The sequence below is a fragment of the Nocardia sp. NPDC051750 genome (assembly GCF_044453135.1).
In the GTDB taxonomy this organism is placed as follows: domain Bacteria; phylum Actinomycetota; class Actinomycetes; order Mycobacteriales; family Mycobacteriaceae; genus Nocardia.
This window is the reverse complement of sequence record NZ_JBITCK010000007.1, coordinates 431,374-456,834: the sequence shown is the minus strand read 5'-3', so window position 1 is coordinate 456,834 and position 25,461 is coordinate 431,374. Positions and strand designations below refer to the sequence as shown.

Annotated in this window: 17 protein-coding genes; 8 read left to right on the top strand and 9 right to left on the bottom strand. The window is 69.9% G+C overall.

Features of this window, described 5'->3' with window-relative positions; all coding sequences use genetic code 11:
* Positions 1-9: 9 nt before the first annotated feature.
* Both ACIA75_RS30005 and ACIA75_RS30000 read left to right on the top strand, forming a co-directional pair.
* Positions 10-921, top strand: coding sequence for a glycosyltransferase family 2 protein (locus tag ACIA75_RS30005; RefSeq protein WP_397109948.1), 912 nt, complete (start codon positions 10-12; stop codon positions 919-921).
* Positions 922-996: 75 nt separating this feature from the next.
* Positions 997-2,076, top strand: a complete 1,080-nt coding sequence (locus ACIA75_RS30000; RefSeq protein ID WP_397109946.1) for a sugar phosphate nucleotidyltransferase — start codon at positions 997-999, stop codon at positions 2,074-2,076.
* 16 nt (positions 2,077-2,092) lie between these two features.
* Here ACIA75_RS30000 and ACIA75_RS29995 read toward each other — a convergent pair whose 3' ends face one another.
* The gene (locus tag ACIA75_RS29995) at positions 2,093-3,661 is read right to left on the bottom strand and encodes a carboxylesterase/lipase family protein (RefSeq protein WP_397109944.1); all 1,569 of its coding nucleotides are present in this window, start codon (positions 3,659-3,661) and stop codon (positions 2,093-2,095) included.
* A 116-nt stretch (positions 3,662-3,777) separates the two neighbouring features.
* On the opposite strand from ACIA75_RS29995, the gene ACIA75_RS29990 reads away from it, so the two are divergent.
* Positions 3,778-4,002: a zinc ribbon domain-containing protein gene (locus ACIA75_RS29990; protein WP_397109942.1), complete on the top strand. Its 225-nt coding sequence runs from the start codon at positions 3,778-3,780 to the stop codon at positions 4,000-4,002.
* An 84-nt stretch (positions 4,003-4,086) separates the two neighbouring features.
* On the opposite strand, the gene ACIA75_RS29985 is transcribed toward ACIA75_RS29990, so the two are convergent.
* The 4 genes from ACIA75_RS29985 to ACIA75_RS29970 form a co-directional block, all read right to left on the bottom strand.
* Positions 4,087-4,386, bottom strand: a complete 300-nt coding sequence (locus ACIA75_RS29985) for a SelT/SelW/SelH family protein (RefSeq protein ID WP_397109940.1) — start codon at positions 4,384-4,386, stop codon at positions 4,087-4,089.
* A gap of 56 nt (positions 4,387-4,442) precedes the next feature.
* A complete protein-coding gene (locus tag ACIA75_RS29980; protein ID WP_397109938.1) occupies positions 4,443-4,829 on the bottom strand; it encodes a YchJ family protein in 387 nt (128 codons plus the stop codon).
* Between the two features lie 116 nt (positions 4,830-4,945).
* Positions 4,946-5,515, bottom strand: coding sequence for a hypothetical protein (locus ACIA75_RS29975; RefSeq protein ID WP_397109936.1), 570 nt, complete (start codon positions 5,513-5,515; stop codon positions 4,946-4,948).
* Positions 5,512-8,016: an AAA family ATPase gene (locus ACIA75_RS29970; protein WP_397109934.1), complete on the bottom strand. Its 2,505-nt coding sequence runs from the start codon at positions 8,014-8,016 to the stop codon at positions 5,512-5,514. Before ACIA75_RS29970 ends, ACIA75_RS29975 begins: the two co-directional genes overlap by 4 nt.
* Before the next feature lie 510 nt (positions 8,017-8,526).
* Here ACIA75_RS29970 and ACIA75_RS29965 point away from each other — a divergent pair.
* From ACIA75_RS29965 to ACIA75_RS29950, 4 genes are all read left to right on the top strand, one after another.
* The gene (locus ACIA75_RS29965) at positions 8,527-11,367 is read left to right on the top strand and encodes a DUF5691 domain-containing protein (protein WP_397109932.1); all 2,841 of its coding nucleotides are present in this window, start codon (positions 8,527-8,529) and stop codon (positions 11,365-11,367) included.
* Positions 11,364-12,470 carry an AAA family ATPase gene (locus ACIA75_RS29960; protein ID WP_397109930.1) on the top strand — a complete coding sequence of 369 codons (1,107 nt, stop codon included), beginning with the start codon at positions 11,364-11,366 and terminating at the stop codon, positions 12,468-12,470. Before ACIA75_RS29965 ends, ACIA75_RS29960 begins: the two co-directional genes overlap by 4 nt.
* A 262-nt stretch (positions 12,471-12,732) precedes the next feature.
* The gene (locus tag ACIA75_RS29955; RefSeq protein WP_397109928.1) at positions 12,733-15,177 is read left to right on the top strand and encodes a DUF5682 family protein; all 2,445 of its coding nucleotides are present in this window, start codon (positions 12,733-12,735) and stop codon (positions 15,175-15,177) included.
* The gene (locus ACIA75_RS29950; protein WP_397109926.1) at positions 15,174-16,349 is read left to right on the top strand and encodes a VWA domain-containing protein; all 1,176 of its coding nucleotides are present in this window, start codon (positions 15,174-15,176) and stop codon (positions 16,347-16,349) included. Before ACIA75_RS29955 ends, ACIA75_RS29950 begins: the two co-directional genes overlap by 4 nt.
* Before the next feature lie 227 nt (positions 16,350-16,576).
* On the opposite strand, the gene ACIA75_RS29945 is transcribed toward ACIA75_RS29950, so the two are convergent.
* From ACIA75_RS29945 to ACIA75_RS29930, 4 genes are all read right to left on the bottom strand, one after another.
* Positions 16,577-19,090 (bottom strand): ABC transporter permease, encoded by a 2,514-nt coding sequence (locus ACIA75_RS29945; RefSeq protein WP_397110334.1) that lies wholly within the window; start codon positions 19,088-19,090, stop codon positions 16,577-16,579.
* A gap of 100 nt (positions 19,091-19,190) precedes the next feature.
* Positions 19,191-19,961: an ABC transporter ATP-binding protein gene (locus tag ACIA75_RS29940; RefSeq protein ID WP_397109924.1), complete on the bottom strand. Its 771-nt coding sequence runs from the start codon at positions 19,959-19,961 to the stop codon at positions 19,191-19,193.
* Positions 19,962-20,311: 350 nt separating this feature from the next.
* A complete protein-coding gene (locus ACIA75_RS29935) occupies positions 20,312-22,195 on the bottom strand; it encodes a protein kinase (protein ID WP_397109922.1) in 1,884 nt (627 codons plus the stop codon).
* Positions 22,196-22,564: 369 nt separating this feature from the next.
* Positions 22,565-23,914 (bottom strand): serine/threonine-protein kinase, encoded by a 1,350-nt coding sequence (locus ACIA75_RS29930; protein WP_397109920.1) that lies wholly within the window; start codon positions 23,912-23,914, stop codon positions 22,565-22,567.
* A 110-nt stretch (positions 23,915-24,024) separates the two neighbouring features.
* Between ACIA75_RS29930 and ACIA75_RS29925 the strand changes: the two genes are divergently transcribed.
* On the top strand, positions 24,025-24,795 hold the full coding sequence (locus ACIA75_RS29925; RefSeq protein WP_397109918.1) for a deoxyribonuclease IV: 771 nt from the start codon (positions 24,025-24,027) through the stop codon (positions 24,793-24,795).
* The last annotated feature ends 666 nt before the right edge of the window (positions 24,796-25,461 follow it).

Below are 25,461 nucleotides of genomic sequence, written 5' to 3'. Positions count from 1 at the left end.
TGGGGCGCTGTGAACGCCTCCGATACCCCGGGTCACCCGCATGACCGGCCGCGCCTGGCCGTGGTCACGGTCACGTATTCACCGGGCGAACATCTCGAGCATTTCATCAGCACCCTCACCACGGCGACCGCGGAGAAACCTCAGGTCATCCTCGCCGACAACGGTTCGACCGACGGCGTCCCGGAACTGGTCGCCGAAGCGAACGCCCATGTGCGCTTCCTGTCGACCGGCGGGAACATCGGCTACGGCGGCGCCATCAACCGCGCCGTCGCCGAACTCGACCCCGACCTCGACTATGTACTGATCGCCAACCCGGATATCCGCTGGGGCAACGACTCCATCGACATCATGCTGGAAGCCGCCCAGCGCTGGCCCCGAGCGGGCGCGATCGGCCCGATGGTCCGGGAACCGGACGGCAGCGTCTACCCGTCCGCCCGGTCGGTGCCCGGCCTGCTCGACGGCGCCGGGCACGCCATCCTCGGCGCGGTCTGGAAAACCAACCCGTGGACCCGCCGCTACCGGCAGGAGAACGAGGAGATCTCCGAACGGTCGGTCGGCTGGCTGTCCGGGTCGTGCCTGCTGGTGCGCCGGGAAGCGTTCGACTCCATCGACGGCTTCGATTCCCGCTACTTCATGTACATGGAGGACGTCGACTTCGGCGACCGGATGGGCCGGGCGGGCTGGCACAACGTTTTCGTGCCCGACGCCGAGGTCACCCATGCCAAAGGGCACGCGGCCGGACGCCACCCGGAGAAGATGCTGCCCGCCCACCACGCCAGCGCCTACCGTTTCCAGGCCGACCGGCATCCGCACTGGTGGCAGGCCCCGCTGCGCTGGGCACTCCGGGCCGGACTTGCGATCCGCTGCCGCATTGCGGTTCGATCCGCACTGCGTGCACGGCAGCGGGAACAGGCCGGCTGACCGGCGGCGGGAACAGGCCGCCCAGCCGCACCGGCGCCGTGCCGGGTCGACGACGGATGGGAACAAGGGAGCTCCATGGCATCACAAGCAGGCGCGGAAGCGGTCATCCTGGTCGGCGGCAAGGGCACCCGGCTGCGGCCGCTGACCCTGTCGGCGCCCAAACCGATGCTGCCCACCGCGGGTGTGCCGTTCCTGACCCATCTGCTGTCCCGGATCGCCGAAGCCGGCATCACCCGTGTGGTGCTGGGCACCTCGTACAAGGCCGAGGTCTTCGAGGAGCATTTCGGTGACGGCGCCGACCTCGGCCTGCAGCTCGAATACGTCACCGAAACCGAACCGCTGGGCACCGGCGGCGGTATCCGCAATGTGTTGCCCCGGCTCACCGCGGACAACGTCATGGTGTTCAACGGTGACGTTCTGGGCGGCACCGACCTGCGGGCCATCCTGAAAACCCACGAAACCACCCGGGCCGATGTCACCCTGCACCTGGTGCGGGTGAGCGACCCCCGCGCTTTCGGCTGTGTGCCCACCGACGCCGACGGCCGGGTCACCGCCTTCCTGGAGAAAACCCAGGACCCGCCGACCGATCAGATCAATGCCGGCTGCTACGTGTTCCGGCGCGAATACATCGAGAAGATCCCCGCCGGGCGGCCGGTCTCGGTGGAACGCGAGGTCTTCCCGGCGCTGCTCACCGAGGGCGCCCGGGTCCAGGGCCATGTCGACACCTCGTACTGGCGCGATATGGGGACCCCGGAGGACTTCGTCCGCGGTTCGGCCGACCTGGTCCGCGGTATCGCCCCCTCGTCGGTGCTGCCCGGGCAGCGCGGCGAATCGCTGGTCCACGAGGGCGCCGGAATAGCACCCGGAGCCCTGCTCATCGGCGGCACCGTGGTCGGCCGCGGCGCCGAGGTCGGCGCGGGCGCCCGCCTCGACGGGGCGATCCTCTTCGACGGCGCCAAAGTGGAAGCAGGCGCCACCGTGGAACGCTCGATCATCGGGTTCGGCGCCCGCATCGGCCCGCGCGCCCTGGTCCGCGACGGCGTTATCGGCGACGGCGCCAGCGTCGGCGCCCGCTGCGAACTCCTCCGCGGCGCCCGAGTCTGGCCCGGCGTGCAGATCCCCGACGGCGGTATCCGGTTCTCAACGGACGTGTAGCAGCCCACCCGGGAAATCAAGCAAAGCCGACGGCGCGTTCTCCCCAGGCGGTGAGCAGGTCCCCTTCGGGATCCGGGACCACCCGGTCGACGGTGTCGATGACCAGCGTTTCCCGGGATTCCGGGTGGTAGGGCGGCCAGTGCTTGGAACCGTCGAGCGCGGCCGGAACGCCGTGGGCGGCGAAAGCCAGCCAGCGGCGCATCATCCGGCCCGACACCTCCGTGGCCTGCCGACGCCCGCCCAGCCAGAAGGTGGGGTCGTGGTCGAAGGTGCCGAAGTTGCCGAAGACGTACGGCAGTTCCGTGGCGTGCCCGGCACCGACCCGGGCAGCCCGCAGCATCGGGGTCGCGTGGTCGAAGCGGTACATCCAGGTGCGTGAGTGCTGGGAATGACCGTCGGCCACCCAGAGAGCGGGCATCCGGAACGCGGCGTCGGTGGACATGGCCAGTGCTCCGCGCGGCTTCGCCAGGTCGGGGTACACCGCGGTGATCTCGGCGACCCGGTCGGGCGACAGGTCCGGATGGCTGGCCTGTACCTGCTCGAGCATGGTGTTCACCGCGTCCGGGGTGACCGGCATGATCGGTGACCGGAACAGCCGGAACAGCGACGCCTCGTCCTTGTTGGTGCCGATGATAAGCGGCACCCGGTGCGAGCGGCCGTCGCGAAACCGGTCGGTGGGGTAACCGGGCAGCAGATCCTCGTCCACCACCGGCGCCGCGGCCAGCGTCCCCGGGGCCTGCAGCGGAACCTCGTCGATCAGTACCGCAGCGGCCTGCACGATCCGTTCGATCGGGCAGGTCAGCAGTTCGCCGGCCCGTGACCTCGGGAGTTCCGCCAGTTCGAGGAAACGGTCGGCCACCCGGGCGGCGCGTTCCCGGCCGTAGACGGTGGTCGCGGGCGGGCTCTGTGCGATGGCGCGGTGGAACAGGCCCGCGGCGCGCGGCGCGGTGAGCAGCGCGGTGACACAGCCGGCGCCGGAGGACTCCCCGAACAGGGTCACATTGCCGGGGTCGCCGCCGAATCCGGCGATATTGTCGCGCACCCACTCCAATGCGGCGAGCTGGTCGAGGAGCCCCAGGTTGGGCACGAACTCGTCCGAGAGCGAGGACAGATCGAGGAAGCCCAGAGCTCCCACCCGGTAGTTCACCGTGACGACCACCACGTCGCCGGTCGTCGCGAGGTTGCTGCCGTCGTAGACGGCCTGCGCGGCCGATCCCAGGCAGTAGGCGCCGCCGTGCAACCAGACCAGCACCGGACGCGGCTCGTCGGCGGTCGACGCGGGGGCCCAGACGTTCAACCAGAGGCAGTCCTCGCCCATCGCCAGGGAACGGTCCATGGGCACGGTGTTGGCCATATCCTGCGGAGCGATCCGGCCGAAGGCCGTACAGTCGCGGATCCCGTCCCAGCGTTCCGGTGCGCGCGGCGGCCGGAAGCGGCGCGGACCGGCCGGTGCGGCCGCATACGGAATTCCGCGCCAGACCGATACCGGCCCCTCCCGGGTCCCCCGGACCGCACCGAACTCGGTCCGGGCCACCGGTGCGGAATCGCCCACAGCAGGCGCTACCTCGAAGTACTGGACATTCATCACAGACCTCCTCTACCTGTGCATTCGAGGGTACGGGCGATCCGGTTACAGTTCGGTTCCGGAAATATCGCGTCGCACCCACCAACACCGGATCGGAACGTCTCTAGAATTCGGCCATGCCGAGTTATGAATTCCGTTGCCGCAGCTGCGGCAACACCTTCGAGGTCAACCGTCCGATGGCGCAGGCATCGGACCCGGCGGTCTGCCCCGGTGGCCACGACGACACGGTGAAACTGCTCACCACCTTCGCGACGACCGGACGCGCCGCGGCGCCGGCGGCGGTATCGGCTCCCGCACCGGCGGGCGGCGGCGGATGTTGCGGAGGCGGCTGCTGCGCCTGAACCGGCGCACCACCCACGATTCCCGGGGCGGCTCGGGCGCGGGCGGATAGCCGGCCCGCTGACCGGTGCCCGGCTCGACCGCCGTCAACCGCCTGATTCAGCCGTGGGATCGCCGGCGCGATCAATATGACCGAGATCGCGGGCCGGCGCGATCCGGTCGCGCACGCGCTGCTTCAGCACGGCGATATCGGGGAATCCCCCGTCGGCTTTGCGCTCCCACACCTCATCGCCGTCGACGGTGATCCGGAAGATTCCGCCTTCGCCGGGAATCAGCGCAACCTCCCCGATATCGGTGGTGAAGGTACTCAGGAGTTCCTGTGCCATCCAGCTCGCCCGCAGCAACCAGCGGCACTGGGTGCAGTATTCGATGGCGATACGTGGCATAGCGTGCACAGTACCGCCGGTCGTGCCGCGGGACCGGACGAGTCCGCGGCCCGCGGTCACGGCTCGATATCGCCGTCCACGTAGCACCACGATCCGCCGGCCCGGGCGAACCGGCTGATCTCGTGCAACTGCCCGCGACCGCCGGGGTCACGGTAGTGGGCGGTGAACTCCACCGTCCCGGATCGGTCGAAGGGCCCGCCGCCGGTCACCCGCTGTATCTCCAGGAACAACCAGCGGCGTCCCGGATCGAGCGCCAACCGCACCGGGCGGGTGTCGGGGTGCCAGGACCGGCGCAGATAATCGGCGTCCCCGAGCGCGAACGCGGTGTAGCGCGAACGCATGAGCGCTTCGGCGCTCGGCGCGGGACTGCCCGCCAGCAACGGGCCGCAGCATTCGGCGAGCGTGTCGCCGCGACGGCAGGGGCACGGCTCCGTTTCGTCCACCCCCCGATTCTGCGCCGCACGGAAATACCGGAACTCGCGGGCCGGCGCGGAAAGGTCCGGGCAGCTGGCGGCACAGCTCGCGCATCCGCCAGTGTTCCCCGGTTCGCACGGCAGGTTCAGCGACGGACCGCGGCCAGCTCGGCGACGATCCGCTCGGTGTCCTCGCGCCAGCGCCGTAATTCGCCGAGGCCCGGTGCCAGCTCGTGGTCGTGGTGATGCGCGGCATGCGACAGAGCAGTCCACAGCGCGGCTGTCCGCGCCGCGGTGGGCGGGCCGGCGATCACCCGCAGGGCCAGCAGCTGGGCACGCATCGGGCAGCGCGCGAGGGCGGGTTCGGTCCGCGACCAGAGATCGTCCACCGATTGTTCGAGCGCGATCCGCAGAATCCACGCGGTCGCCCGGGACCAGACCGCCCCGGCGGCGGGAACCGAACCGTCCAGTAAGCGATCGACCACCGTCAGCCGTTCGGTCACCGTGGGCCGGGGTGGGGAATCCTGGGCCTCCCGGCGTCCCGGCGGACCGTGCGGGCGCCGCGTACCGCCTTTATCGCGGCCACGCCGGACCGGCCCGCGGACACGGCGGCGTGTGCCGCTGCCGGGGGCGTCGGGTTCACCGCTCCGCGCGGGTTCCGGGTCCGCCGGACGTTCGGCGCGGTCGGCCCGGTCGCCGGATCGGTGCGGGCTCATCGGTTCAGCCAGTCCACGAAACGTTCGGTATCGGCGATCAGTTCCGACAGATCACGCGCGATCGGGATATGGGCGCCCGCGGTGGCGTCGCGGACGACCTCGACCGCCCACCGGCCCTCCTTGGCGAGTTGTTTGTTCAGATCCTCGATCCGGCGGCCGGGCCCCAGCACCGCCAGCGCGACCATGGCGCGGGTGGATTGTGCGGTATCGATCCGCCGCTGCACTTCGCGATGATCCATCCCCCCGGCGAGCAGATCCCGTTTGGCGCGGGCCAGGCCGGCCGCTTCGAGCGCGGAGCGGCAGCAGCTGGCGACCAGTTCGTCGGCAATGGCCCGGGGCAGCTGCGGGGTCCGCAGCAGTGCGCGAGCATCGTCGAGGTAGCGGTGCACGGGGTCGCTGGACAGCCGGATCTCGACCACCGACCGTTCCCGCCGCTGCACTTCGAGGATGCGGGCGTCGATCTGCATCCGGCGCACCGCTTCCGCGAGTCGGTCGTCGTGGGTGAAGACCACGACCTGCCGGTCCCAGGCGACGGTCGCCAGCACCCGCGCCAGCCCGTCGACCTTGGCGGGGTCCATCGCCTGCACCGGGTCGTCGATCAGCACGAAACGGAACGGGCTCGCGGCCACCGTCGCGCGGGGCAGGAAGAGCGCCAGGCCGAGCGCGTGCAGCTCGCCTTGGCTCATCACCCCGAGGGCGGCGCCGTCCACCTCGTCCACCGTGACATCGAGTTGTACCCGGCGGGCACTGTTCGCATTGCCCTGTAACCGGATTCCACCGAGTTCCACACTGCTCTGCTGGCGCAGGCTCTGCCATACCCAGCGGGCGGTACCGGCGAGCGGGGCCAGTCGTTCGTCGCGGACCTGCGCGGTCGCCGATTTCAGCCAGTCCTCGGCGGCGCGGGCGATGGTCAGTTCGGTGGCCCGGGCGGTCACCGTCCGGGCGAGTTCCAGCCAGGCGCGCAAGCGCGGGGCCAGCGGCGCCCACACCTGTTCCACCCGGTCCAGTTCCTTGGCGGCACGGTGCCGCAGGAATCCCAGTTCGGTGGACAACCGGTCGTAGACGGCGCCGAGATCGTCCGGCGACGGGTTCTCGTGTCCGGCCAGCTGTCCCCACCGCATCCAGGTGTCGCGCAGGGCGCCGGTATCGAGGTAGGCGGGTTCGGCGACAGCCAGTTCCGTGGGAACGTCGCCGATCGACGCCCGGAGTTCCGCGAGCACAGTTGCCAGTTCGGCGCGGGCGCGACGTAGATCCGCGGTCCGTTCCGACAGTTCGGCGACCGCGGCGGCGGTCTCGGTCTGCCATTGCCGGTCCAGAACTCCCCGGCCACAGACCGGGCACGGGCACCCGGCCTCGTCCGCGCTGCCGGGCCGGGGGGCGGGCTCTTGATGGCCGGGTCCGATCGGGCCCCGAGCGCCCAGAGCGTCTTCCGGTCCGGCGCTATGGAGGTACGCCATCCGCAGCAGATCGAGGACCCGCAGATCCGCCACGGCTTCGGGTGAGGTGGCCGCCGATACCGCCGACTGTGCGGTACGCAATCGAGTGAGCAGTGCCGCGACCCGGCCCGCCGCGGGCAATTCGAGAGCCAGCACGGCACGCAACGCGGCCGGTTCCGACCCGCCCGCGTCGGTGAGCAGTCGTTCGAGCTCCGCGAGATCGGGTTCGGGCTGCCGGAGTATCCGACCGGCGCGCGACGCCCGTTCGTCGGCGACCCCGGACAGTTCCGCCAGCAGGGCCTGCCGCTCCCGGCGGGCCGACCGGACCGCGCTCTCCATCTCCAGCCGCCCGGAGCGGATCCGTTCGTGCGCGCTGATCAGTTCGTCCAGGCCGAGCAACTGGTGCAGGGCATCGAACAGTTCACTGGGTTTCCCGTCGACCAGCGCGCCGAGTTCGCTGTAGGACAGGAACGGTCGATACAGCTCCAGTGGCGCGGCCCAGTCGCCGGCCGGGAACGCGGCGAGCGGCTCACCGTCCCGGCGCTGAGTCCATTCACCGCCGGTCAGCGGCGCACCGGCCGCCCATTCGCGGGCCACGGTCAGCGCGGCGGGCGGTCCATCGGTACGCAATTCCACTTCGATGCGTACCGGGCCGGATCGGTGCAGATTGCGCCAACCCTCCCGCCAGGCGGCCGAACGGCCGTCCCACCGTCGATTCGCGCCGGTGAGCGCGAGTTCGGCGGCCTCGGCGAAACTCGACTTCCCGCTACCGTTACGGCCGGTGACCAGGGTGAGCCCGGGACCGGCGGGCAATTCCAGCGCGGTGGCCGGACCGATACCGCGGAAACCCTCGATGCGGATGGCCCGCAAGAAGATCCCGCCGAGTCCGAACCCGGCCTCGTTGCCGACGGCTTCCGGGCCCGCTGCCGGTTCCGGTGGTGCCAGGGCCGCCCGGATCACCGCGGCGGTCGCATCGGGTAGGTCCGGATCCGCCGCCAGCTGCGCGACGATCTCTGCACCCGGCCGAGCCGGGGCCTTCCGGGATTGTTCCCGCACAGGTTCCACGAAACTTCTCCACGCCCCCTACGGACCACGCGCACCCCGGCCCCGGTGTGATCGAACGATCGAAAGCTGGACAGAACGCTACCCGATGGCGAACCGATCGGACAGGTCGAGACGGATTCGGCGTCCCGGACGGTCTGTGCGCCAGACGATCACGGGCTGGATACGCCGACGGCAGGTCGAACGTGCCCGCGGGGATGGGATCTGGTCATCGACCGACCCGGACGGGACACCGATGGCCACCCCTCGCCAACCCCGTCGGGCAGCTCGTTGGTGTCACCCTCCAGGGTGGCTCGGTCTGGCCGAACAGGTCAGGATGCCAGAGAGCATCCGATTCCGCAATACCTGGTATGGCTCGAATAGCTGTCAGCGGCAACTGCTTCCATCCACATCCGGCGCTCGGAGCGATCCTGTCGGTGCGGTGCGATAGAACTCTTCCGACGGAGAAAACGGGGGCAAGATGACCGAACGATACGGGGTCACCGGATGACTCAGCGGTGGTCGGAGAACCAGGTGAACGCACTCGCACCGGACGCGAGTTCACTCGCCGCCGCACGCAAACTCGCCGGAAGGTGGTCCGGCACCGGATGGTGCGTTACCGCAGTATGGGGGTTGTGCGCGGGCAGCGGCAAGACGCCTTACCAGACGATCGTCGACCTGTCCGGGCCGGCCTTCCGGTGTTCCTGCCCGAGCCGGAAGTTCCCCTGCAAACACGGTCTGTCGCTGCTGTTGCTCTGGTCGGCCGGCACGGTGGCGGAAACCGGCGATACGGCGGATTTCGCGGCGGAGTGGATCGGCCGGCGGGTCGAAAAAGCCGCCGCGCCGAAATCGAATCGCACCCCGGGCGCCGCGGCGGTGCGGCAGCGCCGCGACCGGGTCGAGAGCGGATCGGCCGAACTCGGTACCTGGCTGGCCGATCAGATCCGTACCGGGCTGGCCCAGACGGACCACTCCCCCGCCGCGTTCGAAGCCGTGGCCGCGCGGATGATCGATGCGCAGGCGCCGGGAATCGCCGCCGCCCTGCGCCGATTGCCCGCGGCGGTGGTCGGCCGGCCGAACTGGCCGGAAGTGGTACTGGGCCGGTTCGCGTGGCTGCGGCTGCTGCTCGCCGCCCACGCATCACTGGATGAGCTGCCCGCGCCGCTCGCGGCCACCGTCCGCGCTCATATCGGCTACCCGACAGCGACGGAGTCCGTACTCACCGAACCGGCGGTGCGAGATCGGTGGCTCACCGTGGGAATGCGGACCAGCGAAGAAGATCGGCTGCACACCCGGCAGAGCTGGCTGTACGGGGTGCACACCGGGCGCTGGGCGCTGTTGCTCGATCATTCGCACGGTTCGCCGGCCTTTCCCGCCCAGGTGCCGCCGGTCGGCCTGGCCACGGAATCGGATCTGCACTTCTATCCGGGCGCCGCCCCGTTACGGGCATCGGCCGGACCGTCCGACGGCACCGGTTCCGCCGCGCGAGCGCCGGGCGAATTCCGGATTGCCGCCGAGGCGGGCACGATCGCCGGCGCACTGGCCGAATTCGCCACCGCCGCCGCTGCCGATCCGTGGCTGGAGTCCTGGCCCGTACTCCTGCACGAGGTGGTGCCGACCCGGCTCGGGCCGGACTGGATGCTCGCCGAACCCGACGGCACGGCGGTACCGCTGGTGGAACCCGCCCAGCCGTGGCGGCTGCTCGCGCTCTCCGGAGGCCGGCCGGTCACCGTTTTCGGTCTCTGGACCGGCCGTCGCCTGGATGTGCTCTCGGTGCTGGCCGGAGACGAATTCCACGACGCCGGCCCCGCGGCCGACGTCACCCACACCGCCGTGACCGCCACACCGGAAGCAGCCTCCATCGCGCTGCTCGGCACGGCCCGGGGCGGCGCCGCCCTGCCCCCGCTACCGGGTCCGGTCGCCGCGGCCGCCGCGGCCCTGCCGAGCGAGGACGCCGCCGACCGGTTGCTGGAAGCCACCGCTCTGGAGATTTCCTGGGCCCGTGGTGGATATCTTCCGGGCCGGGCCGAACTACCCGCCGAACCCGCTGCCGCGGACTCCCGGCGGGTGCTGCCGCCCGCCGCGGCCGACCGGCTGGCGCTCCTCATCTCGGACCGGCCCGAATTTCTGCCGGAATGGTTCGCCGCCGCGGCGCGGCACGATTTCCGCGCGCCGGACCGGATGGTCGGGCAGCTGCTCGAATTCGCGTCCCGCGACAGCGCTCTCCGCGAACCGGCGCTGCGTCTCGCCGGTACCCGGGGCCGCTGGCTGGCCGGGTGGATACCGCGCTGGAACGATCTCGCCCGGCGCGATACGGCGCAATCGGAACCGAGCGCCGAAACCTGGCGGCTGGGTCTGCCGCCGGAACGGGTCCAGTGGCTGGCCGCGCTACGCCGCCGGGATCCAGTTGCCGCGCGGGAAGCTCTCGAGACCGCCTGGCCACAGGAATCGGGAGCGCCGAAAGCCGAACTGCTGACGGTATTGGCCGACCGGCTGGGCCCCGGGGACGAGGAGCTGCTCGAACGCGCGCTGCGCGACCGCCGCGGCGACGTCCGCCGCGCCGCCGCCGGACTACTCGGCCGCCTGCCCGGTTCGGCCTTCGCGGCGCGGATGTCCGCACGGGCCGGCGACTGGTTGAAATGCGCCCGGAACGGGCCCGATCAGGCACCCGAGCTGATCGTGGACATCCCGGAAAGCCTGGACGAAGCCACGGTCCGCGACGGATTCACCGAGAACACCCGTGAATTCGGCTACCGCTGGAACGGACAGCCCGATCGCGCCGCCGCACATCTGCGCACTCTCGTCGCCACTGTGCCGCTCGGCTATTGGACCGGCACCCTGGGCTCCCCGGCGCGAGCCGTCACCGCCCGGATCGACGACCGGTTCCGCCAACCGCTGTTCGACGGCTGGATGGACGCCGCACTCAGCCGGCGCGATACCGCCTGGGCCCCGGCACTGTTCGCCGCGGGGACACCGTCGAATGCGGCCATTCTGCGACGCCGGGAACTGTTCGCCCTGCTCCCACCCGCTGACCAGGCATGCCACCTGATGCGACTGGATGCCGCGTGGCTGTCCGAAATCGAATCGCTGCTGCCGGCCGTGGCGCAGCCGTGGCCGCCCGAAGTGGCCCGGCACCTGCTGCATCTGTTCGAGGAACGGGCCCGCACCGCGGCACGCCGGCCGGGCGCGCCCGGAACCCATCCCACCGCACATCGTTCGCTGCTGCACACTGCCGCCCGCCATATGCCACCCGAGAGTGAGAGCGCGGCCCGCGCGCTGTCGGCCCGCTGTGCGGACAGCGACTGGGCCATGGCGATGAGCCTGCTCGGCCACGAACTCCATCAACGATCCGCGATGCTCGAGGAGCTGAAGTGACCACCATCGAAACCACCCCCACCGCGCCGCTCCTGCGCCCGCACGCCGAACAGGCCTTCGCGGGCGAACTCGAGGCCCTCGCTCGGGTCGACGAACGGCCGCGGCCGCCGTCGTGGCAGCTGTCACCGTGGGCGGTGGTGACCTACCTGCTGGGCGGCACCCTGGACGACGGGACAGTGATCACACCCAAGTATGTGGGCCCGCGCCGGCTCATGGAGGTCGCTGTCGCCACTCTCGCGACCGATCGTGCCCTGCTGCTGCTCGGGGTGCCGGGAACAGCGAAAACCTGGGTCTCCGAGCATCTGTCGGCCGCGATCAGCGGCTCTTCCACCCTGCTGGTGCAGGGCACCTCGGGTACCGCGGAGGAGGCAGTCCGATACGGTTGGAACTACGCCCGGCTGCTCGCCGAGGGGCCGAGCGACGCCGCCCTGGTGGCCTCGCCGATCCTCAACGCCATGCGCACCGGGGCGATCGCCCGTCTCGAGGAGCTCACCCGGATCCCCTCCGATGTACAGGACGCGCTGATCACCATCCTGTCGGAGAAAACGCTGCCGATCCCCGAGCTCGGCACGGAGGTCCAGGCCGCCAAGGGCTTCAATATCATCGCCACCGCCAACGACCGCGACCGCGGTGTGAACGAACTGTCCTCGGCGCTGCGCCGCCGGTTCAACACGGTTGTCCTGCCGCTGCCCGGTAGTGCGGCCGAAGAGATCGATATCGTCACCCGGCGGGTGGCGCAGCTGGGCTCGGCGCTGGAATTGCCCGAGGTACCGGCCGCCGCCGAGGAAGTGCGGCGGGTGGTGCGGATCTTCCGCGAGCTGCGCGGTGGTATCACCGACGACGGCCGGACCAAACTCAAATCTCCGTCGGGCACACTGTCGACCGCCGAGGCCATCTCGGTGATCACCAACGGGATGGCGCTGTCGGCCCATTTCGGCGACGGGGTGCTGCGGGCCGCCGATATCGCGGGCGCGGTGATCGGTTCGGTGATCAAGGACCCGGTCACCGATTCGGTGGTATGGACCGAATACCTGGAAGCCGTTGTCCGTGAACGTGACGAATGGTCCGACTTCTACCGCGCCTGCCGGGAAATCACCGGATGAGCGGGTCAGGCCCGGAGGCGGTAGCGCAGCGTCACCACGCAGGGCCCCCGCTCAGCCGCAATGAACACAGCATGAGCGGGTCAGGCCCGGAGGCGGTAGCGCAGCGTCACCACGCAGGGCCCCCGCTCAGCCGCAATGAACACAGCATGAGCGGGTCAGGCCCGGAGGCGGTAGCGCAGCGTCACCACGCAGGGCCCCCGCTCAGCCGCGATCGACACAGCATGAGCGGGTCAGGTTCTGGCTCATGCCGAACGGGCGCAGTATGAGCTCGGCAGCGTCCGGTGAGACGCGGATCTACGGAATACGGCACCACGGGCCGGGTTCGGCTCGCTCATTACGGCTGGCACTCGAGGACTTCCGGCCGGATATGGTCCTGATCGAGGGGCCGGCGGACGCGGATCCGCTGGTGGTCCATGCCGCCGCCGACACGATGGCGCCGCCGGTGGCACTGCTGGGTTACGTCGCCGACGAGCCGGCACGCGCGGCGTTCTGGCCGTACGCGGTGTTCTCTCCGGAATGGCAGGCGCTGCGGTACGCCGCCGAGAACGAGGTACCCGTACGGTTCTGCGATCTCCCGGCCGCCACGGTGCTAGCCGTCGACGACAGCGGCGGCGGCCGGGACGCGTTGGCGGAACTCGCCGCCGCAGGTGGCTACGACGACGCGGAACGCTGGTGGGACGCCGTGGTCGAATCGAGCACGGATACCGAGACTTTCGCCGCCATCACCGAGGCGATGGCGGCGCTGCGGGAAACCGCCGTCAGCGAGCCGATGTCCGGCGATCCGGGAAATTCGTCTCCCGGTCTGCAAGAAACACTCGCCGCCGCCGAGCCCGCCGACTACCCACCCGGTAGTTCGCAGGCTACCGAGACTGGAGTGGATCCCCCGGTCGGTCCATCCACCGGACCACACAGCGTCGGCGCAGCGGCCGAACCTACCGGCACGCCACCCGGCGGCATATCGGGTACCACGGGCGATCGCGCAGTGGACGGCAGCGAAGCCCGCCCCGAACCGCTGGTCCTCGATCGGCACACCCTGATCCGGGAGGCCCATATGCGGCAGGTGCTGCGCAAGGCCCGCAAGGACGGGGCGCGGCGGATCGCCGTGGTCTGCGGTGCCTGGCATGCCCCGGCGCTGTGCGACCCGCTGGGTCCCGCGAACGCCGATCAGCTTCTGCTGAAGGGGCTTCCGAAGGTCAAGGCCACTATGACCTGGGTGCCGTGGACGCATTCCCGGCTCGCCGCGGCCTCCGGCTACGGCGCGGGAGTCACCTCGCCCGGCTGGTATCACCATCTGTTCACCGAGACCGGCCATCCGGTCGCTTCCTGGCTCACCAAGGTCGCGGGACTGCTCCGCGGCCACGATCTGCCGGTGTCGAGTGCCCACATCATCGAAGCCGTCCGGCTCGCCCAGACCCTGGCGGCGCTCCGGGCCCGGCCGCTGGCCGGTCTGTCCGAGGTCACCGAGGCGACCCGGGCGGTGCTGTGCGAGGGGGACGAGACCGTCTTGCGGCTCGTCGGTGACGAACTCGTGGTGGGTGAGGCACTGGGCGCCGTCCCGGCCGAAACCCCCACTGTTCCCCTGGAAGCCGATCTGCGCGCCCGGCTGCGCACGCTGCGGATGAAACAGGAGGCCCTGGCCCGGACCCTGGACCTCGATCTGCGCAAGGAGCGCGATATCGCCAGGTCGCGGCTGCTGCACAGGCTGCGGCTGCTGGGCGTGGACTGGGGTATCCCCTCGGCCGGCACCGTCCAGTCCACCGGAACATTCCGGGAAAGCTGGGAGCTGCGCTGGGAACCGGAATTCGCGGTCCGGGTGATCGAAGCGGCCCGCTGGGGCACCACCGTGCAGGCGGCCGCGGAAGCGAAGCTGCTCGATACCGCCGGCCGTGCCGGTAGCGGCGTCACCGTACTGACCGACGCACTCGAATTCGCCCTGCTGGCCGACCTACCGGGCGCGCTCGACGGGCTGATCACCGGTCTGGGGTCCGCGGCCGCGGTAGACCACGATATAACCCATCTGCTCGCGGCCCTGCCCGGGATCCTGCGCACGTTGCGCTACGGCGATGTGCGCGGCACCGATACCTCCGCGCTGACCCATGTCGCGGACAGCATGCTCGTGCGGATCTGTGCCGGGCTACCGGCCGCCGTCACCGGCCTGGGCGACGATACCGCCGCGGCCCTGCGCGATCAGCTCGATACGGTCACCACCGCGGTGCATACTCGCGATCACACCGAGTCCACCGAGCGATGGCTCGCGGCGCTGGCCCGGCTCGCCGACCGGCCGGATATCCACGGCGTACTGGCCGGGCGGGTGGTCCGGCTGCTGTGCGACGCCGGCCGCTTCGATGCCGGGGAAGCGGCTCGGAGACTGGCCGCGGCGCTGTCGATCGGCCATACCGCGGCGGCCAAGGCGGCGTGGGTCGACGGTTTCGTCGGCGGCCGCGGGCTGGTGCTGGTGCACGACCGGGCTCTGCTCCGCCTCGTCGACAACTGGCTCGCCGGGCTTTCCGGCGAACAGTTCCTGGAAGTGGTGCCGCTGCTACGCCGTACCTTCGGTGCTTTCGAGTCCGGGGAACGCCGGGCCATCGGATCGGCGGTACGCGACCCGCTCCCGGCCGGCGGGCCGGCCGGCACCACCGATACCGATGCCGAACGGGGCGCACTCGTGCTCCGCGCTGTCGCCGACATCCTGGGGGTTCCCGCATGAACACGACCGCACCACAATCCATTCCGGACCACGAGCGGTTACGCCGCTGGCGGCTCGTCCTCGGGTCGGCGGCCGAGCCGGCGCTCGGCGGGCTCACCGGAGGCGACGACGCGGCCATCGACAAGGCGCTGGGCGCTGTCTACGATTCGAGCGGCGGCGGCCGGTCGGATGGCGACCGCTCCGGTAGTCTCGCCGGTTCCGCGCCGCGGGTGGCCCGCTGGCTGGGCGATATCCGCACCTATTTCCCGTCGACGGTCGTCGAGGTGATGCAGCGTGACGCGGTGGAGCGGCTGAACCTCACCCAGCTGCTGCTCGAACCCGAACTCATGGAGGCGGTCGAGCCCGACGTCCACCTGGTCGGCACGCTGCTCAGCCTGAACCGGGTGATCCCGGAGACCACCAAGTCGACCGCCCGGATGGTGGTCCGCAAGGTGGTGAAACAAATCGAAGAACGGATCGCCTCCCGCACCGCCGCCGCGGTGAGCGGGGCATTGAACCGGGCCGCCCGGACTTCCCGTCCCCAGCCCCGCGATATCGATTTCGACCGCACCATCCGCAAGAATCTCGCCAACTATCTGCCCGAACAGCGCACGATCATCGCCGAGCACCTGGTCGGATATGGCCGGCGCGCGCAAGCGGTGCACCGCGACGTGATCCTGGCCATCGATCAATCCGGGTCGATGGCCTCCAGTGTCGTGTATTCGTCGGTGTTCGGTGCGGTGCTCGCTTCGATGCGGTCGCTGCGCACCTCGCTGGTCGTTTTCGATACCGAGGTCGTCGATCTCACCGATAAGCTGGCCGATCCGGTCGATGTTCTGTTCGGTACCCAGCTCGGCGGCGGCACCTACATCAACCGAGCGATCGCCTACTGCCAGTCACTCATCACCCGGCCCGCCGACAGCCTGTTCTTCCTCATCTCCGACCTGTACGAGGGCGGGGTCCGGGACGAGATGCTGCGGCGGATCAACGCCATGAAGGAATCCGGGGTCCAGGTAGTGGTGCTGCTGGCGCTGTCCGACGACGGCGCCCCCTCCTACGATCGCGAGAACGCCGCCGCACTGGCCGCGCTCGGCGTTCCCGCGTTCGCGTGCACCCCGGATCGTTTCCCGGACCTGCTGGCCGAAGCCCTCAACCGGGCCGATCTCCGCCGCTGGGGCACCGACCAGCAATGACCGAGCCCGGTCCGGCCAGACCGGCCACCGACAGTTCACCGGGCGCCCGTGTCGCATGCGGGTGTCCGCTGTTTTCTGTACATGCGGTGAGTCGGCATGCGGTGGTTCGGGGCCCGTCTCGGATCTGGACTGACGGAGCGGGGGAGCGAAGCGGAGGAGCGGAGGAGGGAAGATTCGAGACAAGAGGGGGCCCCGAACCCCGCGCCGCCGCAGGCGGCGCCAAGGACTCAGAGATCGGCGATAGCGGCCAGCGGTGGGGTGCGGGCCGCGCGTACCGCGGGCCAGAGCGCGGCCAGGACACCGACCACTGCTGATCCGATCAGCATGTACACCAGCTGATCCCAGGGGACCGCGATCTGGTCGAGCCCGAGATCGCGCAGGGTCCGCAGGAATCCGACACCGAGTCCGAGCCCCAGCACCGCACCGACCAGCGCGCCGAAGATCGCGATCAGCATGGACTCCAGATAGATCGCGCGCCGGACCTGCGACCGCTGGGTGCCGACCGCACGCAGCATGCCGATCTCCCGGCGCCGCTCCACCACCGAGAGCGCCAGCGTATTGACGATCCCCAGCACGGCGATCACCACCGCCAATCCCAGCAGGCCGTACAGGATCGCCAGCATATTGTTGATCTGTTTCGCCCGCTCGCCCTTGAATTCCTCGCGGTCCTGTACCTGGACGATCACGAATTCCTCGGTGGCGCGTTCCAGATCGGTTCGCATCGCCGCGAGATCGGTTCCGGGCGCGGCCTTGACCAGCACCGCGGCGTCGGTCCGCAGGGACGGTGGCATCGCCTTCTCATAGACCGCGGGCGGCACGATCAGCGGCCCCAGCACCGGCGAATCCGCGTACACACCGGACACGGTCAGCGGGATCTCCGTGCCGTCCAGGGTGCTGATCACCAGCTGTTCACCGGCACCGACTCCGTGTTCGTTCGCCTCGTCCTCGCTCAGCAGAATATCCGAATCGCCCAATTCCGCCGTACCGCTGAGTGTTTCGATGGTGATCACTTGATTCAACGGCCCGTCGGGTGAGGTGCCGAATTCGTCGTCGTCACCGATCTTCAGCGCTACCCCGCGCAGTCCGACGACCTCGGCGGCTGCGGGTACTTTCGCCCGGACCGCGTCGCTCGCACCGGTCGGCACACCCATCATCTGCGGCCCGGCGAGGACGTAATCTGCTTCGACACCCTGGTCGACGAGCCGGGAGATACTGACCTTCGCCGATTCACCGAGCATCCCGATCGCGGTGACCAGCATCAATCCCAGGGTCAGCGCGAATGCGGTGGCGGCGGTCCGGCGCGGATTGCGGATCGCGTTGTTGCGCGCCATCTGCCCGATCGCCCCGAACGGCCGGAGCAACCAGCCCAGAGCCGCCAGCACGGGTCGCGACAGGGCCGGCGCGGCGAACAGCACCGCGAGGATCAGCCCCAATGCCCCGACGCCGACGACCGCTGCCGCTCCGCCCCCGGTGTTCCGGGCGCCGAGCACCACCAGCACCACACCCACCACCGCCAGCGCCGCGCCGGCGATCGTCCGGGTCCGCAGCGAATCCCCGGCGGAGGCGAATTCCTCCCGCATGGCCTGTACCGGCGGAATCCGGGAGGCGCGCCGGGCGGGCGCGTACGCACTCACCACGGTGACCAGCAACCCGACTACGAAGGCCACCAGCACCGTCCGCGGCAGCACCGTCATCTGTCCGGTCGGCAATCCGAGGTCGAAAGCATTCAGGAGCGCGGCCAGGCCGTAGGCGAGTCCGATACCCGCGAGCAGCCCGAGCACACTGCCGAGCACGCCGACGATCAATGCCTCGGCGACCACCGATCTGCCCACCTGCCCGCTGCCGGCGCCGACCGCCCGGAGCAGCGCCAGTTCCCGCAATCGCTGTGCCACCAGCATCGAGAAAGTGTTGTAGATGATGAAAGTGCCCACGATCAGCGCGATCGCGCCGAAGGCGAGCAGGAAGTAGTTCAGGAAGTTCAGCGCCTCGGAGAGCTCGGCCTTCATTTCCGCGCGGACCTGATCGCCGTTCTGCGCCTTGTAATCCGGGTAGAGCATGGACAACCGGTCGCGCACCGTATCCGCGGGTACCCCCTCGGCCGCGATATCGAGATAGGCCACATGTGTACCGTCGGTGAACAATTCCCGGGCTTGCGCCTCGGTGAACTGCACACCGATGAAACCACCGGTATCGGTGGCCGGGGCATAGAGCCCGGTGAGGGTTACGTCGATCGGACCGCCGTGCGAGGGCACCAATACCTTCGTACGCTCGCCCACCGCCAGCCCGGCGCGTTCGGCCGCGCCGGTGTTGAGCGCGATCTGGCCCGGTTCGACCGGGGGGACTCCGGCGACGAACGGGTCCGGTTCGGCGACCGCCCGTTCGGGCGGCAGATAAGCCTGCCCCCAGCTGGGCGCGCCACCGGTCTGCACCGCCTTCTTACCGGTCGGGTCGAGCAGTACCACCGACCCTTCGATCCCCGGCGCGACCGTCCGGACCCCGTCCATGGCCGCCACATCGTCGGCCACGTCCTGTGGAATGCCGGCCGACTGCCGTTCCTCGGGGCTCAGCCGTACGTCGACCCCTTTGGCCTCGTTCGCGAAAATACCGTCGAAGGTGCGCTGCAACGTATCGGTGAAAACGAACGAACCCGCGATGAAGGCGGTGCCGAGCACCACCGAGAGCAACGTCAGCGCCAACCGCACCTTGTGCGCGGCGAGATTACGCAGGGCGACCGTACGCATCGGATGTGCGGCCACTAGCGCGCCTCCCGCATCCCGCGCCGGGTACCCGCGCTCCGCGCATGCCCCGGGCGGTCCGGCGAACAGCTTCGTGATCGCAGGGTCACCGGACCTCCAGTGCCTTCATCCGGTCCAGCACCGTATCCGCGGTCGGGTCGCGCATCTCGTCGACGATGCGGCCGTCGGCCAGGAAGATCACCCGGTCCGCGTACGCCGCGGCGGCGGGTTCGTGGGTGACGATGACCACCGTCTGACCGAATTCGTCCACCGCGGCCCGCAGTATCGACAGCACCTCGCCGGAGGACCGCGAGTCCAGGTTGCCGGTCGGTTCGTCACCGAAGATGATCTCCGGCTTGCCGGCCAGGGCCCGCGCGCACGCGACCCGCTGCTGCTGGCCGCCGGAGAGTTCGCTGGGCCGGTGGCCGAGCCGGTCGGTGAGGCCGAGACGCTTCAGCACGGTCTGCAACCACTCCGCGTCGGGCTCCCGGCCGGCGATATCGAGCGGCAGCGTGATGTTCTCCAGCGCGGTGAGCGTCGGGACCAGGTTGAATGCCTGGAACACGAAGCCGACCCGGTCCCGGCGCAGGGCCGTCATCTCTTTATCGGACAGGTCGGTCAGTTCGGTATCGCCGATCCGCACCCCGCCCGAGCTCGCGGCGTCCAACCCCGCCAGGCAATGCATGAGGGTGGATTTTCCCGAGCCGGACGGACCCATGATGGCGGTGAATTCCCCGCGGGCGAGATCGACCGATACCGCGTCCAGGGCGGTGACCCGGGTATCCCCGGAACCGTAGACCTTGGTGAGTTCGATGGCACCGGCGGCGACCGCGGACCCGGGACGGGCCGAGTCCGTGTCGACAGCGTGAGCAGTCATGGGTCCAGTCTGTCGGGCCGAAGCGCCCCGCGCCATCCGGGGTAACCCTGACCCGGAGTCCCCTGCCGTCATACCCGGGTAGCGGGGCGTGTGACGTTACCGCGACCATCAGCGCCCGGCCCACGTCGAACCGGGCGTGCCCGACAGCAGAGCCGAGTCCAGCGAGGCCGTGGAAGGCCTGATCGAGCTCGAACAAACGTGCTCAGCGCCGGCGCTGAGTCTTGCGAAACCCTTGGAGGTTTGGACCCGGCCCTGCTTTCGACCCTCGAAGCACATGCGGCGAAGCCGCAAGTCCCGAGGGCTGAAAGCCGGGGCAGGGCGACCGAGCCCTCGCGCACCCAAAACACAGCTCAGTTCAGGGGGGCCGACTTCCACCAGGTGACCATCTCGGGGATGGTGCCGACGATGCCGTCGGTGTACATCAGGTACTGCGCCCGCTCCGGATGGTTGGTGAACACCGTGACCATTTTCGGGCCGTCGCTGTCCCACTTGTAGTTGGTGTAGGTGCGGTCACCATGGGTGTCGCTCGATTTCTCGGCCGTGGCGGGCAGGCCCTTGACCACCGAATCCACATCGGCGGCCGAGTCGTAGACATAGAACCGATAGAACGGGTCGTCGTTGTCGCCGCCGCCGTAGCAGCGCCACTGCCAGGCCCATTTGCCGAAATCGGGTTCGCCGTCGTCCGGGCTGGGGGTGTAGCCGTCATCGGTTTCCCAGCATTTCGCCGCGTGGTACCCGATTTCCCCCTCCTGGTTCGGGGGGACCATCTGGGGGAACTCTTTGCTGATGGCGTCCGAGTTCGCCGGAACCGGCGCGACGCTGGTCTGGGTGCTGGTTTCGGCGGCCCCGGTCTCCTCGCCTTCGCCGCCACCACTGCTGGCCGCGAGCGCCACGACACCGATCACCACCCCGATCAGCACCACCAGCCCGACACAGATGGCCGCGATGAGCCCCGTATTCGATTTGGCCGGCGGCGGCCCGCCGTGCGGCATCGGCGACATCGGCTGCGGGTAGTTGGTGGGCTGGGTGTACGCACCCGAACCGCCGCCGAACTGACCGCCCGCGCTCGGGTAACCCGGCCCGCTCCCGTAAGGCTGCTGATGCATATCGCTGTTCGGCCGCTGACCGATATCGACCGGGGGCTGCTGCTGGAAGCCACTGCCGTACGGCTGCTGCCCCTGTTGGGCCCCACTGGTGTACGGCTGCTGCTGCATCCCACTGGCATACGGCTGCGCCTGCATTCCGCCGGCATACGGCTGCGCCTGGGTGCCGCTGGCATAGGGCTGCGGCGCCGCGGTGCTCGGATACTGGGTCGCGCCACTGTTGTACTGGGTGTTCGGGGGCTGGTAGGTCGGTGCCACCGCGGTCGGCGGCAGGGCCGGCGAGATGCCGGGCGCCCCTGGGGAAGTCAGCGCGAATTTCGCGGCTTCGGCGAACTCACTGCACGAGGTGAAGCGGTCGTCGGGACGTTTGGCCATCGCCTTGGCCAGCACCGCGTCTATCGACGGCGGAAGTTCCGGCCGCGCCGCGCTCAGCGACGGCGGGGGCGCCTGCAGGTGACCCTGGATGACGCCCGCGGGATTGGTGGACGTGAACGGTCCGTTGCCGGTGAGCAGCCAGTACAGCGAACAGGCCAGGGAGTACTGGTCCGAGCGGTGATCGAGATCGGCGCCGGTGAGCTGTTCGGGTGAGGCATAGGCCAGGGTGGCGGTGAACGTGCCGGTCTGCGTGAGGTGCCCGGTGTCGTCACGGAGCCGGGCAATACCGAAGTCGGTGAGGTAGACCCGTTCACCGCGGCCGCCGGTCGACCGGGCCAGCAGGATATTGGCCGGTTTGACGTCGCGGTGCATCACCCCCATCCCGTGCGCGTAGTCCAGTGCGGACGCGGTTTCGGCGATGATCTGCACCGCGCGTTCTGGCGGCAGATTCTGCGGATCGACCGACGCGGCATCGATCCCATCGATGTACTGCATGGAGATCCACAGCTGCTCGTCCTCGAGGCCGCGGTCGTACACCGTCACGATGTTGGGGTGGTCCAGGCGGGCGACCAGATCGGCCTCCCGTTCGAATCTGGCACGCACCTCCTTATCGAAGAACATCTCCCGATTCAGCAGTTTCAGCGCCGTCATCCGCGGCAGCCGCGGATGTTTCGCCAGGTAGACCGAGCCCATCCCACCCCGGCCGAGCTGCCGGTCGATGACATAGCCGGCGAAAACATCGCCGTTGGCCAGCATGTCCACTCCAATTCCCGCCGCGCTACCGGGACCCACCGGCGCGCGGACGTAGACGAAAAGCGTGACCGGACCGCATCGGTTCGGTCACGCGAAATCATCGAAACCATAGCAGGAGGCGATACCTCACCGGCGGCTCTCTCCGGCCGCATACCCGCCCGCAATACGACGGCTACACCGAGGACGGCTCCGCGCACCGGGCCGGAACTGCCCGCCTGCGCTACGTCTGTGCGCGTCCTGGGTATCTCCACGATCGCCCCGGTCCTGAACGCACCGCCCACCTCGGCCTTCGATCCGGCCGTACCCACCGCCTACTCGGTGCTCGCTACGGCCGTGCCCGTACCGCGGATGGGCTCCACCCCACCGTGCCTGTCAGGGCGTACCACCGGGGTCCGCCGGAGGGCGGCCCGCGTCGGGTGACGGTGGAATCCCGCCCGGGCGGCGGCGGAAACTCGGCAGATCGATGACCGCCGGTTCGGCCGGCTCCGAACGGGGCGGCTCAGGAGGTCGCGCCTGTTCGCCCGGAACGGGGCGGCGGGGGCCGGGCCCGGGATGCCGGAATTCGTTCGGGGCAAGTGGTGGATCGCCCGGCGGCGGCCGGTGACCGGCCGCGCCGTGCCGCGGCCCGGGCTCTCCGGCCCGGCGGAACTCGCTGGACGGATGCGGTGGCGCCACCGGGCCGGGCCGGCGGTACTCGGTGGACGGATGCCGCGGCGGCACAGCGCCGGCCTGCCGGTATTCGGTGGACCGGTACGGGGGGCCGCCCCGCACACCGGGCTGACCGAATTCACCGGAGCCGTGGGGACCACCGGGCCCGTGCCGCGTGGGCGGCCGTTGGCCGGGACGCAGTCGCACCCCGGGCCCGGGCGCCCGGCCGCCGCGCGGTCCCGGCGCCCGCAGCGTGTACTGGGCCGCGGCGGCGAACTCGGCACAGCTGAGAAACCGCTCGGCCGGGTTCTTGGCCAGCGCGCGTGCCATCACCTCGTCGAGCCCGGGCGGCAGGCCCGGCCGGATCCGGCTCAGCCGGGGCACCGGCGCCGTGAGATGCGCCTGGATGAGTTCGGCCGGATTGGTGCCCGGATACGGACCGGATCCGGTGAGCAACCAGAACAGGGTGCAGGCGAGCGAATACTGGTCACCGCGATGGTCCAGCTTCGCACCGGTCAGCTGTTCGGGAGCGGCGTAGGCCAGGGTCGCGGTGATGGTGTCGGCCGCGGCGATGGTGGTTTCGGCGTCCCGCACTCCGGCGATACCGAAATCGGTGAGCAGCACCCGTTCCGGCTGACCGATGGGCGGCTTCGCGAGCAGGATGTTGCCCGGTTTCACATCCCGGTGCAGCACACCGTTGGCGTGCGCAAAGTCCAGTGCGATACCGGTCTCGGCGACGATCTGGACCGCCCGTCGCGGGTCGAGCACGTGCAGGTCCACCAGCGAGGCATCCGATCCCGGCACGTACTGCATCGAGATCCACAGCTGTTTGCCCTCGGCGCCGCGGTCGTAGACGGTGACGATATTGGGGTGCTCGAGCTTCCCGGCCAGTTCGGCTTCCCGTTCGAAACGCAACCGGATCTCCCGGTCGGAGTACAGGTCCGGGTTGAGCAGCTTGAGCGCGACCAGCCGGGGCAGTCGCGGATGTCTGGCGAGGAAGACCATGCCCATTCCACCGACACCCAGACGCCGTCGGATGGCATAGCCCGCGAAGTCCTCACCAGGCTGGAGCATCGCCGAAATCCCCCTCGTCGGGTCGTGCACGATTCTACCGGTGTATCTTCCCGCACCGCCCGGGCGCAACACGAGGGCCCGGTGTCGGTAGCGGCCGATACTCTGACCGTATGCGCATTGGAGCACACGTCCGGATGGACAGCGACCCGATCGGGTACGGCGAGCAACTCGGCGCCGATGTCGTACAACTGTTCGTGGTGGATCCGCAGAGCTGGGACAAACCCGCACCCCATCCCGCCACCGAACAGATCCTGGCCAGCTCGATCGATGTGGTGGTGCATTCCTCGTATCAGATCAATGTGGCCAGTACCAACAACCGGTTGCGGATGCCGTCGCGCAACGCGGTGGCCCTGCAGGCACAGGCGGCCGCCGATATCGGCGCGTTCGGGCTGGTCGTGCACGGCGGGCACGTCCGTTCCGACGCGGAGATGGAGGCCGGTTTCGTCAACTGGCGCAAACTTTTCGAGCGCCAGCAGGACAAGGGCGGTTTCGCGGTGCCGATCCTGATCGAGAACACCGCCGGCGGAAATCACGCCATGGCCAGGCATTTCGATACGATCGCGAAACTGTGGGACGCGGTCGGCGAATACGGGGCCGGTTTCTGCCTGGACACCTGCCATGCCTGGGCGGGTGGCGAAGACCTCGTCGGCGTGGTCGAACGGATCCGGGCGATCACCGGCCGGATCGACCTGGTGCACCTGAACTCCTCCCGCGACACATTCGATTCGGGTGCCGACCGGCATGCCAACTTCGCGACCGGCACCATCGACCCGGAACTGCTCTCCGAGGTCTGCCGCACGGCAGACGCCCCGGTAGTCCTGGAAACCCCCGCCGAGGGAATGGCCGACGACCTGGCCTATCTCCGCGAACACATCGGCTAGTCGCCCGACGATGCGCCCGGCCGGATGGCCGCTGGGGGCGGCCGCCGAGCAAGGTCCTCACCGGTGACGCGGAACACTATTCGGTGATCGAACAGCCCCCGCGCCTGGCCTCCTGAATCCCGGCGCAGATCCTCTGTGCGGGGCCTCGCTGGGCGCGGTACAAGCCTCCCCGAGTGGCCTCGGGCTGCGACGATCCATTCTTGGTCCGCCCGGGCAGCGGCGTAGGGCGGGCACGCCGGAGGCGCCACCCGGCCCCGGGTCCAGCGAGGCCCATTGCACCGGCCGGTCCCGCGATGAGCGACACTGGGTCCTATGCAATACCGGCCACCCACAGATCTGCCCGTCGAGACATCAGCAGTTTCGGTGGCCCACGTCGGCTCCTGCGACGGCCTCGGCCTGCGCCGGACCGCGTTCGCTGCGCGGGTCCTCGCGCGCAGCGGTGGCTGCCGGGGAGCTGCCCGGTGAGGCGCCACCGTACGGCACGTGGGCCGCGCGGCCGCCGCCGCGACGAACTACGCGCCCCGGCGCACCGCCGCCCGACCGTTCATCCGACCCCTGCCGCGCTCACCGATAAGCCGTGTGGCGGCGTGATGTGCGTCCGGCCGTGCCCCGGACCGCCGGACGAGCGCCCCTGATCCTCCGGCTCCCGGCACGGGCGACCCGTTG